Origin of the sequence: Nostoc paludosum FACHB-159 (assembly GCF_014698835.1) — a bacterium.
GTDB lineage: Bacteria > Cyanobacteriota > Cyanobacteriia > Cyanobacteriales > Nostocaceae > Nostoc > Nostoc paludosum.
Genome location: NZ_JACJTU010000015.1, coordinates 122,861 through 136,186, shown reverse-complemented (window position 1 = coordinate 136,186; position 13,326 = coordinate 122,861). Strand labels below are relative to the sequence as shown.

General features: G+C 41.5%; 12 protein-coding genes. 7 read left to right on the top strand and 5 right to left on the bottom strand.

The window, feature by feature from the left end:
* Nucleotides 1–78: 78 nt before the first annotated feature.
* Complete coding sequence (gene murI, locus H6H03_RS17225; protein WP_190956297.1) at nt 79–945, top strand: glutamate racemase; 867 nt, start codon at nt 79–81, stop codon at nt 943–945.
* Between the two features lie 84 nt (nt 946–1,029).
* Here murI and H6H03_RS17220 read toward each other — a convergent pair whose 3' ends face one another.
* Nucleotides 1,030–1,227: a hypothetical protein gene (locus tag H6H03_RS17220; RefSeq protein ID WP_190956296.1), complete on the bottom strand. Its 198-nt coding sequence runs from the start codon at nt 1,225–1,227 to the stop codon at nt 1,030–1,032.
* A gap of 1,149 nt (nt 1,228–2,376) precedes the next feature.
* Between H6H03_RS17220 and sds the strand changes: the two genes are divergently transcribed.
* Nucleotides 2,377–3,348, top strand: coding sequence for a solanesyl diphosphate synthase (gene sds, locus H6H03_RS17215; protein ID WP_190956295.1), 972 nt, complete (start codon nt 2,377–2,379; stop codon nt 3,346–3,348).
* 575 nt (nt 3,349–3,923) lie between these two features.
* Here the strand turns inward: sds and H6H03_RS17210 are convergent.
* On the bottom strand, nt 3,924–4,397 hold the full coding sequence (locus H6H03_RS17210; protein WP_190956294.1) for a hypothetical protein: 474 nt from the start codon (nt 4,395–4,397) through the stop codon (nt 3,924–3,926).
* Between the two features lie 204 nt (nt 4,398–4,601).
* Between H6H03_RS17210 and hetZ the strand changes: the two genes are divergently transcribed.
* The 5 genes from hetZ to gmk all read left to right on the top strand — a co-directional run bounded on the left by hetZ (nt 4,602) and on the right by gmk (nt 11,501).
* The gene (gene hetZ, locus H6H03_RS17205) at nt 4,602–5,804 is read left to right on the top strand and encodes a heterocyst differentiation protein HetZ (RefSeq protein WP_190956293.1); all 1,203 of its coding nucleotides are present in this window, start codon (nt 4,602–4,604) and stop codon (nt 5,802–5,804) included.
* Nucleotides 5,797–6,777, top strand: a complete 981-nt coding sequence (locus tag H6H03_RS17200) for a PatU (protein ID WP_190956292.1) — start codon at nt 5,797–5,799, stop codon at nt 6,775–6,777. The genes hetZ and H6H03_RS17200 overlap by 8 nt, the downstream gene beginning before the upstream one ends.
* A gap of 606 nt (nt 6,778–7,383) precedes the next feature.
* Nucleotides 7,384–9,678, top strand: coding sequence for a transglutaminase TgpA family protein (locus H6H03_RS17195; protein WP_190956291.1), 2,295 nt, complete (start codon nt 7,384–7,386; stop codon nt 9,676–9,678).
* A 789-nt stretch (nt 9,679–10,467) separates the two neighbouring features.
* On the top strand, nt 10,468–10,734 hold the full coding sequence (gene remA / locus H6H03_RS17190; protein WP_073639751.1) for an extracellular matrix/biofilm regulator RemA: 267 nt from the start codon (nt 10,468–10,470) through the stop codon (nt 10,732–10,734).
* Between the two features lie 167 nt (nt 10,735–10,901).
* A complete protein-coding gene (gene gmk, locus H6H03_RS17185; protein ID WP_190956290.1) occupies nt 10,902–11,501 on the top strand; it encodes a guanylate kinase in 600 nt (199 codons plus the stop codon).
* Between the two features lie 212 nt (nt 11,502–11,713).
* On the opposite strand, the gene H6H03_RS17180 is transcribed toward gmk, so the two are convergent.
* The 3 genes from H6H03_RS17180 to H6H03_RS17170 all read right to left on the bottom strand — a co-directional run bounded on the left by H6H03_RS17180 (nt 11,714) and on the right by H6H03_RS17170 (nt 13,172).
* Nucleotides 11,714–12,235: a photosystem I reaction center protein subunit XI gene (locus H6H03_RS17180; protein WP_190956289.1), complete on the bottom strand. Its 522-nt coding sequence runs from the start codon at nt 12,233–12,235 to the stop codon at nt 11,714–11,716.
* A gap of 255 nt (nt 12,236–12,490) precedes the next feature.
* Nucleotides 12,491–12,640 carry a photosystem I reaction center subunit IX gene (psaJ, locus tag H6H03_RS17175; RefSeq protein ID WP_190956288.1) on the bottom strand — a complete coding sequence of 50 codons (150 nt, stop codon included), beginning with the start codon at nt 12,638–12,640 and terminating at the stop codon, nt 12,491–12,493.
* 37 nt (nt 12,641–12,677) lie between these two features.
* Nucleotides 12,678–13,172, bottom strand: a complete 495-nt coding sequence (locus tag H6H03_RS17170) for a Photosystem I reaction center subunit III (protein ID WP_190956287.1) — start codon at nt 13,170–13,172, stop codon at nt 12,678–12,680.
* Nucleotides 13,173–13,326 lie beyond the last annotated feature (154 nt).

Below are 13,326 nucleotides of genomic sequence, written 5' to 3'. Positions count from 1 at the left end.
CAGAATTTAGTGGTAAATTTGTACATTCTCTGCTAGATTCTGTATTTTATATCCAAAAACCTAAATCAATATCTGCCTGTGTATTCATCTTCCATTTTTGAAGGAAATCTTGACAATTTTTCTAATCAAGAACCCCAACATGCCCCAATTGGTATCTTTGATAGTGGTGTCGGAGGACTGACGGTACTGCGACAACTGTATCGCCAACTCCCGAATGAATCAATTGTTTACTTTGGGGATACAGCTCGGCTTCCTTACGGAATTCGTTCACAAGCAGAAATTTTACAATTTACGCGTGAAATCCTCACCTGGCTGCAACAGCAGCAGGTAAAAATGGTGATTATGGCTTGCAACACCAGTTCTGCCCTAGCCTTAGAAACTGTGCGTCAAGAATTTAACATACCTATACTGGGGGTAATCCTACCAGGGGCAAGGGCAGCAGTCCAGCAAGGAAAGCGCATTGGTGTAATTGCCACCCCCGCCACAGCTAAGAGTAATGCTTATAAGCACGCCATACTCGAAATCAATTCAAATGTCCAAGTCTGGCAAGTTGGATGTCCAGAGTTTGTGCCGCTGATTGAGCAAAACCGCATTCACGACCCTTACACTGCTGAAGTTGCACGAGGCTATCTAGAACCTTTATTAGAGCAGGAAATTGACACCTTAGTCCACGGCTGTACCCATTATCCGCTCCTGGCACCAGTATTGCGATCGCTGCTTCCCTCTCAAGTCCAGTTAGTTGACCCAGCTGTTCACGTTGTCGCTGCTTGTGCTCAAGAACTAGACTTGCTAGGCTTAAGAAGCACCCAGCCACCACTACCAACTCGCTTTGCTGTCAGTGGTTGTCCACAACAATTTTCCCAGTCCGGAGTCCAGTGGCTAGGCTATACACCCCTAGTCGAACAGGTTTGCTTTACTGATATCGCTATTTCCCAACCCCAATAAAACTATCTAAAAAGTTAGGAGTTAAAAATTAAGAGTTTTGAATTAATAACTCCAAACTCCTCACTCCTCACTCCTAACTATCGACTATTGACTATTAACTGCTTCAGTCACATTTGTCCGAACTGATATCTCCTGCTCGTGTTTTACTTCAACAGATGAAGCAAAACTTCTTGGAGCAGTCTTTGTACCCGTCCGTTTTGCTAGTGCTAATAACAGGTAGACTGTGAACAAATATCCAGACGCTAAAATAAAAATCATCATAGGCACACTTCCGTAAATCATTGTTCTACTAGCACCCTTGGCAACAAATACAAAATTTCATGAAATTAGTAGAACTCAGCCAACCAAGTACGTTCTTGATGACTGTAGTTTCTTATAGTAAATCTACCTATAGAGATAAGACTCTCTACTGACAAATAATCTATTATCTAATGCAATTTTTAGCAGACCATAAATACCACAGCAGTTAAGTTGCCAATAGACAACCTAATACTGCAATTCTCAGCGGTCTACTCGATCTGCCTTATTTTTGCTCACATTACTGTGACAGGAGTAACCCTCGCGCTCAACATGCACTAAAGTCATTTAACTTTGAGCCAATTTAGTTATAAAGTACGACTTTATAACCTACTTGACGTAGCCTACCCTTAGCGACATTTGTTTAGCGTCTCGCAGAGAAGGAGCGTTACCCGAAGGACTTCCCATAGGGATATCCCATAACTCCAAACTAGGAGTTTCGCATCTCGTTGGAAAAATCAAAGAATTTATTCCCTTAATATCACCAACGAACAGTTATTTTATACACACAACTACCGTGTCCGTAAAATCAACTAACAGGTGACTTAACTTTTGGTGTGTGAGTATTTGAAAAATTTAAAATTCCTATATTTTAGCGTAACACAACAGCCCTGAATTTTAAGCCTACTCGCCTGCTAAATTTCAAATTTTTTCAATAGCTAGACTTCGATCTGGAAAAAAATTTAGTCCGATACTAACCAATCTAATCCAGATTTTCCCAAAATAGTCAATCAGCAATAATACTTATCTTTTTTTGGTTGTGTCTGTAGAGGTCAATGTACAAATACGGCAAGTGAATACCCTGAAATTTTGCACCAGCTTATTTGATTGCTATTTTTGTGGAATGGTCATTGCTCAAGCCTTATTTTTATATTCTAGGTAGTATCCTACACTCAGGAAAAATTTCACAATAGCTCAGTAACACGATCTTCTGCGAACACTTTTCCTATATTGTCCAAAGTTATATTTCAATAAAGCATAATTGCTTATTGACAAAAAACAATTTTTGTCTATCTACCAATAAACTTAAGAGTATGGGATTAGCTGATGAAAACTTTGCGCTGGCACAGGGTTATCTTAAAATGAGTAAAGGATATGTAAACTTTCGTAACCTAAGTCAGAGTCCGCCCATCCATGACCCCAGCCACCTCCCTGTTTACCCCTGTGGAAGCAGACCTGCGACAACTAGCAGATAACCTCAAACAGCTAGTTGGAAATCGCCACCCCATTTTGTTTGCAGCAGCCGAACATTTATTCGGAGCTGGGGGAAAGCGTATCAGGCCAGCAATTGTCCTGCTAATATCGCGGGCAACAATGTTAGACCAAGAAATTACCCCGCGTCACCGCCGCTTAGCTGAAATTACCGAAATGATTCACACAGCAAGCTTGGTACACGATGATGTGGTAGATGAATCAGACGTGCGGCGAGGCGTTCCCACCGTTCATAGTTTGTTTGGTAACCGCATAGCCATACTAGCAGGAGATTTTCTCTTTGCCCAATCTTCGTGGTATTTAGCAAACTTAGACAATTTGGAGGTGGTGAAACTCCTCTCAGAAGTGATTATGGATTTAGCTACAGGGGAGATTCAGCAGGGATTGAATCGTTTTGATGCCAGCATCTCCATTGAAACTTACCTTCAAAAGAGTTATTACAAAACAGCTTCGTTAATTGCTAACAGTTCCAAAGCTGCTGCTTTACTCAGTGAAGTGTCACGAGAAACTGTTGAGCATATGTACAGCTATGGTCGTCATCTGGGCATAGCATTTCAAATTGTCGATGACATTCTAGATTTCACCAGTACAACAGACACCTTGGGTAAACCAGTGGCGTCGGATCTCAAAAGTGGTCATCTAACTGCACCCGTTTTATTTGCTTTAGCCGAAAAACCATACTTGGAAGTGCTAATTGAAAGAGAATTTGCTCAAGAGGGAGATTTAGAGCAAGCATTAGCACTGATTCAGGATAGTCAAGGTATACAGCAAGCGCGAGAATTAGCTGCTCATCATACTAAATTGGCAATTGAACATCTCGCAGTTCTGCCAGCCTCTGAGTCCCAGCAGGCATTGATTAACATAGCTGATTATGGGCTGAGTCGGCTCTATTAAAAAATGATTTTAGATTTTGCGAAAAGTTTGTTGCAAGATCCCGCTGGGTGGGGAGGTTCCCTCCGAGCAAAGCTTTTCAAGAAGGATTTTTGATTAAATAATTAAAAAAATCTAAAATTTCAAAATGTCTGTTCGTGCAGGGTTTTTGCCTTTAGTGTTAACTCCCAGCACGAAACGGATATGTCTTAGTTGCGTAAGTTTTGTCTAAATAAAACCTACTCAACTATTCTTGGATAGGGATTTGTAGCTCAGCAGAAGTTAAAAAAATCGAGAATTGTTCACTAGTAACTGTTTTTTAATCAATTTTAGATATTTCAGAAAGTTGAAATCTAGCTCACGAATCAGCAAAACCTAAACAAAAAAATTGATAACTGTTCACTGGTAACTGTTTTTTAATCAATTTTAGATATTCCAAAGTGATAAGCGAAAAAATGGGTTCCTAAATAAAGCAAATTTTTGCAAGCGGATTAGAAATTGAAAATTTTTGAAAAATTTTTGAGCGCTATTTCTGGCGCTCAAAAATTTTAAAAATAGATATTGGGTTGTATAGAAAAAATCTCACCTCGCAAATTATTCTATGCAATATCAGGGGGTATGTGTTTAGGCGATCGCATCTTTCGCAGCTGTTGTTGCATGAGTTTTTCTAGCTCGCTTCGCCGAACTTCAAAGGTATGAGTGGTCTGACCCGGCGTTTCCAAAAAAACGATACTATCTACGGGTTCTAATGCCACCAATTGAAACAAAATATGGGTCGCGGGAACAATTTTAGTTAGCATTTGAGGGTCAAGCCCAGCAGTGGAAATTAGGGAGACATCCTGTATGGTAGGAAAAGCGTAAACCACTCGCTTTTCTAATCCTGGATTAGTACGATTGCTCAACGTAGTTAAAACCCAGTTACCCTCCGAACTTTGGAGAATATAGTACTGGGAGTAACGTAATTTCTGAGCGATCGCTTTCAGGGCAGGAGAAATTGCTGAAATTAGATTTGGTGTAATACCATCGCGGGGTGCATTGTCAATCAGCAATTGAATTTGTGCTTCTAAATCCATAATGACTTGTATACGACTCCTGGGTAATGGCAATAACATCTACAAAATGTGAACAATCCCATTAAATTTGGGAATAATAAAATCAGGCACATCTCAAACGTAGGTAGGGCCTGCATTTAGCTTATAGGCAAAACCCAAAAAGCCAACACCCACGGTCGTACAGGTTGTATTTAAATACCTTAAGGTCTTTTGAAAACCGAGACTATGAATTCAGCCGCAACCGCAACTATTCCATCTGCAACCTTTCTGGGAGAAAATTCTATTGGTGTGGAGGCGATCTTTCAACTCCTGTCCAGGGAGTTTCAGCAGTCAACCAAAGCTTCGGAACAGAATTGCCACGATGTAGCAAGACGAATCACCACTGAAGTCTACCGGATTTGCAGTGAAAGCAAACGAATCCAAGCTTCCGGGGCTGTAGAAAGCTCGGCACTCACCCTCGCCCGACATCGGCTGCAACAGTGTCTTAGGTACTATCAGTTAGGTTCAAATCGAGGCAGGGTAGAATTACACAGTACTTTGAGTGCTATTATTTATCGTTACATTAATCCTCCTCAGAAGCAATTGAGCTATCAAGGACGGCTAACTATAATTGAAGACTTTCTACAAAGTTTTTATCTAGAAGCATTGAACGCTTTCCGGCGAGAAAATCAACTCGGTGCCACTTACCGCCCACAAACGCTTCTGGAATTGGCCGAGTATATGGCATTTACCGAACGCTATGGTAAGCGACGAATTCCCTTACCAGGCCGTCAGCAACAGCTAATTATCCTCAGAGCGCAAACTTTCTCCCAACAGCAACCCCCCGAAACCAGCGTAGACATAGAACAAGCCGCAGAAGGTAGCAATAGTGATGGCGACGGTTGGGAAGAACCAGCCATTCAGCAATTGCGCTCCACAATGGCAACCCAAACAGAAGCCGAACCTGAAGAAGACACCTTACGTTCCGTTGTGATTACGGAATTAATGAATTATCTCGAACAACGACAACAATCTGACTGCGCTGATTACTTTTCGCTTCGCCTTCAAGATTTATCAGCACAGGAAATTGAGTCGGTTTTGGGTCTAACCCCTCGTCAGAGAGATTACTTACAGCAGCGCTTCAAATATCATCTAATTCGATTCGCCTTGTTACACCGTTGGGAATTAGTTCACGAATGGCTAGAAGCTTCATTGCATACCAACTTGGGCTTAACTCCCCAGCAATGGCAAGCATACACAGCACAGTTGGACAACAAACAGCGGTCTTTACTAGAGTTGAAGCAACAAGGGCAAAGCGATGAAAAAATAGCTAAAACTTTAGGGCTGTCTATGGCACAACTGCAAAAACGTTGGTTTAAGATTCTCGAACAAGCTTGGGAAATTCGTAACTCATTAGTGTCCGGATCTGGTGCATCTACTCATGAATAGTGACTCAGAATCCTTACAAGACGAGTGTCTCTATTGGTTATTGACAGGTAATGTCAAAAACGATGAGCATCCCTCGTTAGAATGTAAGGAAAATTACGGGGTAGAAAACCTCTTCAAGGAAGCCACTGCTTCAAAAAACAGTGAGTCAGAACTGAGAGGAACACCCCAGGCCTTTCTACCGGGAGAAATTCCTACTGTGCAAGATCGTTTCCAAGCCGTCCTTAAGCGTCGGTTACAAATCCAAATCCAAGACCAACCACCCTTGTTTCCTTGGGAAACACAATTAACCGAGTATCCCGATTTTCTTGATGAGCCGTCAATGGCACTCGTTCCTAGCTGGGGATGGATGGCACAGCAGTCGAAGCTGAATCTGCCGATTCCACTGCCAGAAAGAGTTTTCCGGCAATTGCTAGAACAGTGTCAAGCGTTGGTTACATCTTCAGTGCCACTGGGGGCAAAATTAGTTCAAGTGGTGGAGAACTTTTTCCCCAATGAATCTCAGGCACTAAATGATATCGCTGGGTTAGTGCTAAGAAGCACTTATCGTTCCGTGAATACTCTGGACAAAATGCCGGATATTCAGAGCGATTATTCAGATTTACAACCCCGTCAACAGATGGCTTTGTCATTGCTGGCGGCAAAACAATTGCTGGAAAATCTGACTCTACCACTTTCAGCAACTAGTCCAGTGGTAGAAAGACAATGGTTAACCAGTGTCGGTACTTTAAACATTAAAGTAGAGTACCAATCTCTAGGTAAACTTACGAAGTTACTCGTTCAAGCTGATTTACCCGTTAAAGGAACTTTGACATTGCGGGGAAGTGGTACCTTAGCAATGACAACATCTTCAAGTTCCGGATACTTAAGTGTAGAGTTAGGCTGCGAGCAACTTAACCCAATTTATACCCTAGAAGTTGAGTTTCCAGAAATAGACGAACAACCTTTGCTGTTTGTAATTAGTCCCACAATGTAGTCTAAATTGCTACCGCTAGCACACTGCGTCAATCAACGCTGATATATATTAAGATAACTTTTCCCCTAGCTGTTGCTTCGGGGCTTTGTTTCTCTTTCAAAACTACTAAAAACAGGGTGCTTACTTAATGTAGGTTGCCAAATCTTAGGCAGGTGTAGACTCACCCGATAACACCAATTTTGGACTATAGCAGGGAATGGGCAATAGGCAACAGCCTTCAGAGTCTATTGGCGTCAGAGTTTAAGGATCGGTTGATGTCTTAAAGTATGCTTCAACTGCTATAAAAGCTTTGGCGAATAGAATTTGCGCCATACAAACGTAGGCGTTCGCGCGGCGTGTCGCAGACAAGCCTTCACGTTGGCGCAGCCTCTCGCGGAAAATTGAGTAGTCACAAAACCTGTGGAAGCAGTTAATTCGCTGCGTTATACTGATTTAGCCACGTCTCTATATTTACCAAGCCATCACTTTTTCACTTATAGACGCTTAAAAACAGGATAAGAAAACTTCCCCCAACGGGAATACTTGATAGTAGGGCGGCTAGTTCCGTCTTTACCATTGTTTCCGTCGGTTCTACACCTTAGACTCGAAATGTTTAACTTATCCACCATGAATCGGTTTTGGCGTCTCTCTACAGGTAATTTCAGGCAGCAAAATACACAGGGTTCGCCTTCGACAGAAGTGGAAAATTCAATTTCCTTGCGGGTGCTGGTGCTAGCGTTGGTTATTTTGGGAATTGTGGCGACGGATATCGCCGCCGAGACTTTATTCAGTCTTTGGGCGTTACCCCTAAGTGTAGTGGGTGCGGTTTGGAGTTACTATCGTCGCCGCGATACTAACATCGCAGTGAAGTTCTGCATTGCTATTGGAATGTTAATAGCGCTGGGTACTTTCTTTGGGCGGTTAGTGACAGAGTTGAATGATACGCGGTTGGGTTTAGCAGAGTTATTGATTCAACTACAGGTGTTGCACAGCTTTGATACACCCCGCCGCAAAAATTTGGGTTATTCGATTGTTATCGGATTAATTTTATTGGGTGTGGCTGCAACGCTGAGTCAGACTTTAGCATTTGCACCTGTGTTGCTGTTGTTTTTAGCGATCGCTCTCCCAACTTTAGTATTAGATTATCGCTCGCGCTTGGGTTTGAAACCATTAAAAATACAAAAAGAAAAGACCCCAAAGGATAAATTCTCAAGTTTAAATTTTAAATTTTTAATTGTTAATTTTTTTGTAATTGTCGGTCTCGGACTGGCAATTTTCGCTGTTTTACCGAGGTTACCTGGCTACCAATTAAGAACCTTTCCTGTAAGTTCTCCAATTGAAATCAAAGGTAGTTTTACAGGACGTAGCATTATCAATCCCGGCTATGTCCGCCAAGGTAATGGCAATAATCAAGGCGATGGCACAGGACAGGGCAAAACTGGGGAACCAGGAAAAGTAGATAATAATTTTTACTACGGTTTCAATAGCGAAATTAACCAAAATCTCCGGGGCGAGATGAAACCTAAAGTTGTGATGCGAGTGCGATCGCAAGCTGAAGGTTTTTGGCGAGTGTTGGCATTTGACCGTTATACAGGTAAAGGATGGGAAGTTTCTCGTAAAGATGATGTTACCACCATCAGACGGCCGCCCTGGTCTTACCAAATTTTTATTCCCCCACCTCTGATTTCTGGTAAAACTCAAGAAGTAGTACAAACTTATACAGTGGTGTCGGATTTGCCGAATTTAATTCCAGCGATGGCTAATCCCAAGGAAATTTACTTTCCCACACCAATGATTGCAGTTGATAAAGAAAATGGGTTGCGATCGCCTGTGGAATTATCAGAAGGCGTGACTTATACAGTAGTTTCCGAAGTACCACACCGCGATCGGACTTTATTAGGTCAAACTTCTACTAAATATCCCCAAGATATTAAAAAGCATTATCTCCAAATACCGCCCGAAATTGCTGAAAAAGTCCGGCAACGCACCGAAGAAATCCTCACCAAGTACAATCAAAACCGGGTAGCAAAGTCTTCTAAAAGTCTGGATTCAGCTTATGAAAAAGCTCTTTACTTAGCTCAATACTTGAAGCAATACTACTCTATTCCGCAAAATCCCTTAGACCTACCTTATTTGGATGAAAAAGAAGATTTGGTAGAAGCTTTTTTATTCAAGAACAAAGGAGGCTATCCAGACCACTTTTCCACAGTTCTCACAGTGATGCTACGTTCCATTGGTATCCCAGCACGGTTGGTAGCAGGGTTTAGTCCAGGAGAGTTTAATCCATTCACAGGGATGTATGTTGTCCGTAATACAGATGCCTACGCGATGACGGAAGTCTATTTCCCGAAATTTGGCTGGTTTGCCTTCGATCCAATTCCCAATCATCCGTTAATACCTCCATCAATTGAGGATACTGAAACTTTTAGCGTGCTGCGACAATTTTGGCAGTGGGTTGCTGGATGGTTACCTTCTCCGGTGACAGGTTTATTGAATAATGTATTTGGGACAATATTTAGCTGGATCGGTAGAGCGATCGCTTGGTTTTTAGCTTTATTTACTCAAGGTTGGTTGGGTGTATTGACTGGCTTAATCTTGAGTACTACCATCGCTTTCTTTGGTTGGCTCGGTTGGGGACAGTGGCGGCAATGGCGCAATCGTCGATGGTTAAAGAAATTGCCAGCGATGGAAAGCCTTTATCAACAAATGCTGCAATGGACAGCGCAAAAAGGTTTAGCAAAACATCCGGCACAAACACCTTTAGAGTATGCCAAAGTTTCATACCAACATCATGCCCCAGCAACTGCTGAGGTCATAGATGAAATTTGCCAAGCCTATGTTAGCTGGCGTTATGGTGGTCATACGCCTAACTTGATACGATTGCGAGAAAGCTGGCAAGGTTTGAAAAAAACTGCTAAGTAACTCATTAATAAATTACATAAGAAGGTTGTCTAATCGGCAACCTTTTTAATTTTTATGTTAACTTATCCCACTATTCTAAAAATCCCTGCTTCTTTTCGTAAAATGTCCCTGAAAATCTTGATTTTTTTGTTTTCAAATCTCAATCAACTTAAGCTCAGCATCTAGTAGCGATCGCAGTTTCATAAATAGACCTCTTGCATAAATATGAATTTGTATCACGCTCCAGGCGCAGAGAAGAGAACGCAAAGAAGGACTTTTGCAAGAGACTCCATGAACACAATTCACAACGAAGGAATGAAAATATTTCTTTCCTAGTCACCAGTCCCCAGTCCCTATTTTCAAGGCAGGTCTAATAAGGTGTGTAATTGCCCTCAGTCGTATTTTGTTCGCTTAAAAACTAAAGCCAATTACTAAAAAACTCGCGTGCCGATGCAACTGAGACATTAAGTACTCTAACTACCTAATCCTAAGTCAGCATGGGTTAGGTATTGGCTATTACATCTTTAGAAAAACTTTTTCCTAATTCCTAGCCCTTAATCTGCAATCTCTAATCGTCAGCTGAAAAAAAATAAATATACATCAATCGACTAGCTGATACAAGTATGATTTTCACTATATCTTTAGGTAGATTTTTGGGAATTTTAGGTGATAAACAGCTAAAAAAGCAGACATTATTTAAAAAACTAAGGCTGACGCGAATTTAAGCGTTGTAACTCCCATTTATTGGCGATAACATGGAAATAAGTTTATTACAAGCTTCTCAAACTGCGTTTGTAGTTAGTTTTTTTTATGGACATTCAGCTAATCAATATTGGCTTTGGCAACATCGTGTCTGCCAACCGAGTGGTTGCAATTGTCAGTCCAGAGTCTGCCCCGATTAAGCGGATTATTACCGATGCACGGGACAGAGGTCAACTGATTGATGCAACCTATGGCCGACGCACTAGGGCTGTAATTATCACTGATTCCAGCCACGTAATTCTGTCAGCGATTCAGCCGGAAACGGTAGCGAATCGTTTTGTGATTTCCCGCGATCATCAGACTGTAGATAATTGACAAGCAGTGGGTTAAAAACCTTACTCTATTTGCAGCCTATCGGCAGTACCATGTGAATTAGACCAATTTTTTGCCACCAATACTACAAATCCGTAGTCAATGGTGGGCTTGGCCACGAATACAAGAGTAATAAATAATATCTATTGATTAATTCACAGGTTAAACGGATGATCCGAGTTTTACCCATCCAGAGTCGCGCTACTACCAAAGAATCTCCAAATCTAGGTAGATTGATTGTTTTAACTGGCCCCAGTGGGGTTGGTAAAGGTACTTTAATGCGATCGCTCCTACAGCGTCATCCGGAACTCTATTATTCGGTATCCGTGACGACCCGTTCTCCCCGTCCAGGGGAAATCGATGGCAAAAGTTATTATTTTATTAGCCGTACTAAGTTTGAACAATTAATCCCTGAAGGTGAATTTTTAGAATGGGCGGAATTTGCTGGTAATTATTATGGCACTCCCCGTGAAGCTGTGCTTAACCAGATTAATTCTGGGAAGTTGGTAGTGCTAGAAATTGAGTTAGAAGGAGCAAGACAAATTCGTGCTTCTTTCCCCAGTGCCTTGAGCATATTTATTTTACCGCCTTCATTTGAGGAATTGGAGAAACGCATACGCTCTCGCGGTCAAGACTCTGAAGATGCGATCGCCCGTCGTCTGCACCGTGCCCAAGAAGAAATTAAGGCCGCAGATGAATTTGATATTCAAATCGTTAATGACGATTTTAAAACTGCTTTAAATGACATCGAAGCGGCTGTATTTGGATAAGCATTTTTAACAACATACCCACCCCTAGTATGAATCAACAAAGGACACAAAGCTTTTTCTTTGTGTCCTTTGTTATTCGTCATCTATTACAAAGTCTGAGGGGAGATTTCCTCCACTCAGACTTTGCCCTTTGTCATTTGTCCTTTGTTGTCGATCGCTTTTTGTTATTAAACCAATAACTAATGACCAATGACTAATGACTAATGACCAAATTAACCAAATAAACCTTGAATTAATCCCAGGTTACTGGTTAAAAAGTAAGCCACTACTGCACCACCAATACCACCAATTAAGAAAGAACTGGCAAAGTTATTCCAGCTTTCTTTAGAGTTAAAAGCATCTGCGGGAGGATTGGGTACAGTAACACTAGAAAGCGCTTTTGGAGGATTGCTATTGGCATACAAAGATAAAGCGCCGGTCAAAACAACAACTAAACCAATCGCTCCTAGTAACCCAGCTAAATTAGCATTAGCTGTATCCCGCAGTGGGCCCAATTTAGCAAAGGGGCCAAATATCCAGTAACCATGAGCTGCTCCCACTTCCAGCGCACGTCTACCAGCACTCAAACCTGGACGATAAGCAGGTAAGTTATTAATGAACCACTTGATCAAGGGAAAAGAATTAACCGGAGTTTCTAGGTTACCTATTTGTGGATTACCGAATGCAGGAAAAACAACTTCGCGATTTCTGGGGTCGCTGGGGAGATTTTTGGATGCATCTACTGCTTGCGCCATATTATGTTCGCCTTTGAATTAAAATGGTGGCATTTTTATATTAATAATAATTGTAGCTAAAGATGTCTTTTGCTTAGGAAATTTAGAAAAATTAATTTAGCTAATTTGAAAGCTGTGAAACTCGCAATATATAAGCAAAATTGCGAGTTTCAAAAAACTATTTTTACTGCCTATTTAGGTGAAAATCTTGTTTAGTTAGTCTATTTGGACTAACTAAACAATTTCAGATCATTTTCCTAGAATTTGATTTTCCGCTTATGGTAGTGGGTGGAAAAGTAGATCTGGGAAAAAGCGGTTGAATTCAATCAAAATACCTGCTGTGATTGTCAGCCAGATGGTAGCTGCCACTGGCGCTGTGGAAATAAATTTAACCAAATAGGATGAGTTGTCGGTTTTATCTGCCATGAATTTAGCCTCCAAACAAATGAATTAGTGAAATCGTTTAGCGTGGGGAAACAGGAATTTCTGAATCTTTGGCCGCTAATTTACCAGAGGTTAATTCTTGGATTGCTGCTAGTGGCCAAGTAAAGCCTGTGGTAATGATAGGTAGTGCCAAACCCAGATCGATTTGGATTTCTTTTTGTTCGGGATCGCCTTCCTTTTTGATTGCTTGCAGATAGGCACGACCTACCCAGCCAATCCAGCCAGCAATATATAAAAATAGAATGCTAGGGATCAAGAAATCACCAGCGCGATCTAAACGGCCATCAACAATCAAGTGGGGGTAACCTTCAGGGCCGCAGAGTGCTTGAGAATAACGCTCAAATCGCTTTCTTCCTGATTCTGGGTCACTAGTAGTATTACGGGCATTAGCAGCTAGCTCTTGAAAAGCGGGATTGTCTTTACAAGGTGTCAAGTTAGCCCCTAGAGCTTGTGCTGGGGGGGCAAAGTTGCACCACAGACAAATCGCTAAAATCAAAGCAAACAATCGTCGCATAGAGTGTTTCCTTTTATTACAAAACAAAAAGTTCTTTGTACAAAACGAAGCGGCTTGTACAGTCTTTATTTGCATAACTAGGAAGTCATCATACTCTTGGGTGGGAACCGAGTAAAGTTTCAGTAAATAAAAGTTAAAGCTTCTCAACCAAGAT

Excerpts from the sequence above, each read along its gene's own strand:
- H6H03_RS17220 (WP_190956296.1), bottom strand. The coding sequence starts at position 1,227 with ATGATTTACGGAAGTGTGCCTATGATGATTTTTATTTTAGCGTCTGGA.
- sds (WP_190956295.1), top strand. The coding sequence starts at position 2,377 with ATGACCCCAGCCACCTCCCTGTTTACCCCTGTGGAAGCAGACCTGCGA.
- H6H03_RS17210 (WP_190956294.1), bottom strand. The coding sequence starts at position 4,397 with ATGGATTTAGAAGCACAAATTCAATTGCTGATTGACAATGCACCCCGC.
- hetZ (WP_190956293.1), top strand. The coding sequence starts at position 4,602 with ATGAATTCAGCCGCAACCGCAACTATTCCATCTGCAACCTTTCTGGGA.
- H6H03_RS17200 (WP_190956292.1), top strand. The coding sequence starts at position 5,797 with ATGAATAGTGACTCAGAATCCTTACAAGACGAGTGTCTCTATTGGTTA.
- H6H03_RS17195 (WP_190956291.1), top strand. The coding sequence starts at position 7,384 with ATGAATCGGTTTTGGCGTCTCTCTACAGGTAATTTCAGGCAGCAAAAT.
- remA (WP_073639751.1), top strand. The coding sequence starts at position 10,468 with ATGGACATTCAGCTAATCAATATTGGCTTTGGCAACATCGTGTCTGCC.
- gmk (WP_190956290.1), top strand. The coding sequence starts at position 10,902 with ATGATCCGAGTTTTACCCATCCAGAGTCGCGCTACTACCAAAGAATCT.
- H6H03_RS17180 (WP_190956289.1), bottom strand. The coding sequence starts at position 12,235 with ATGGCGCAAGCAGTAGATGCATCCAAAAATCTCCCCAGCGACCCCAGA.
- psaJ (WP_190956288.1), bottom strand. The coding sequence starts at position 12,640 with ATGGCAGATAAAACCGACAACTCATCCTATTTGGTTAAATTTATTTCC.
- H6H03_RS17170 (WP_190956287.1), bottom strand. The coding sequence starts at position 13,172 with ATGCGACGATTGTTTGCTTTGATTTTAGCGATTTGTCTGTGGTGCAAC.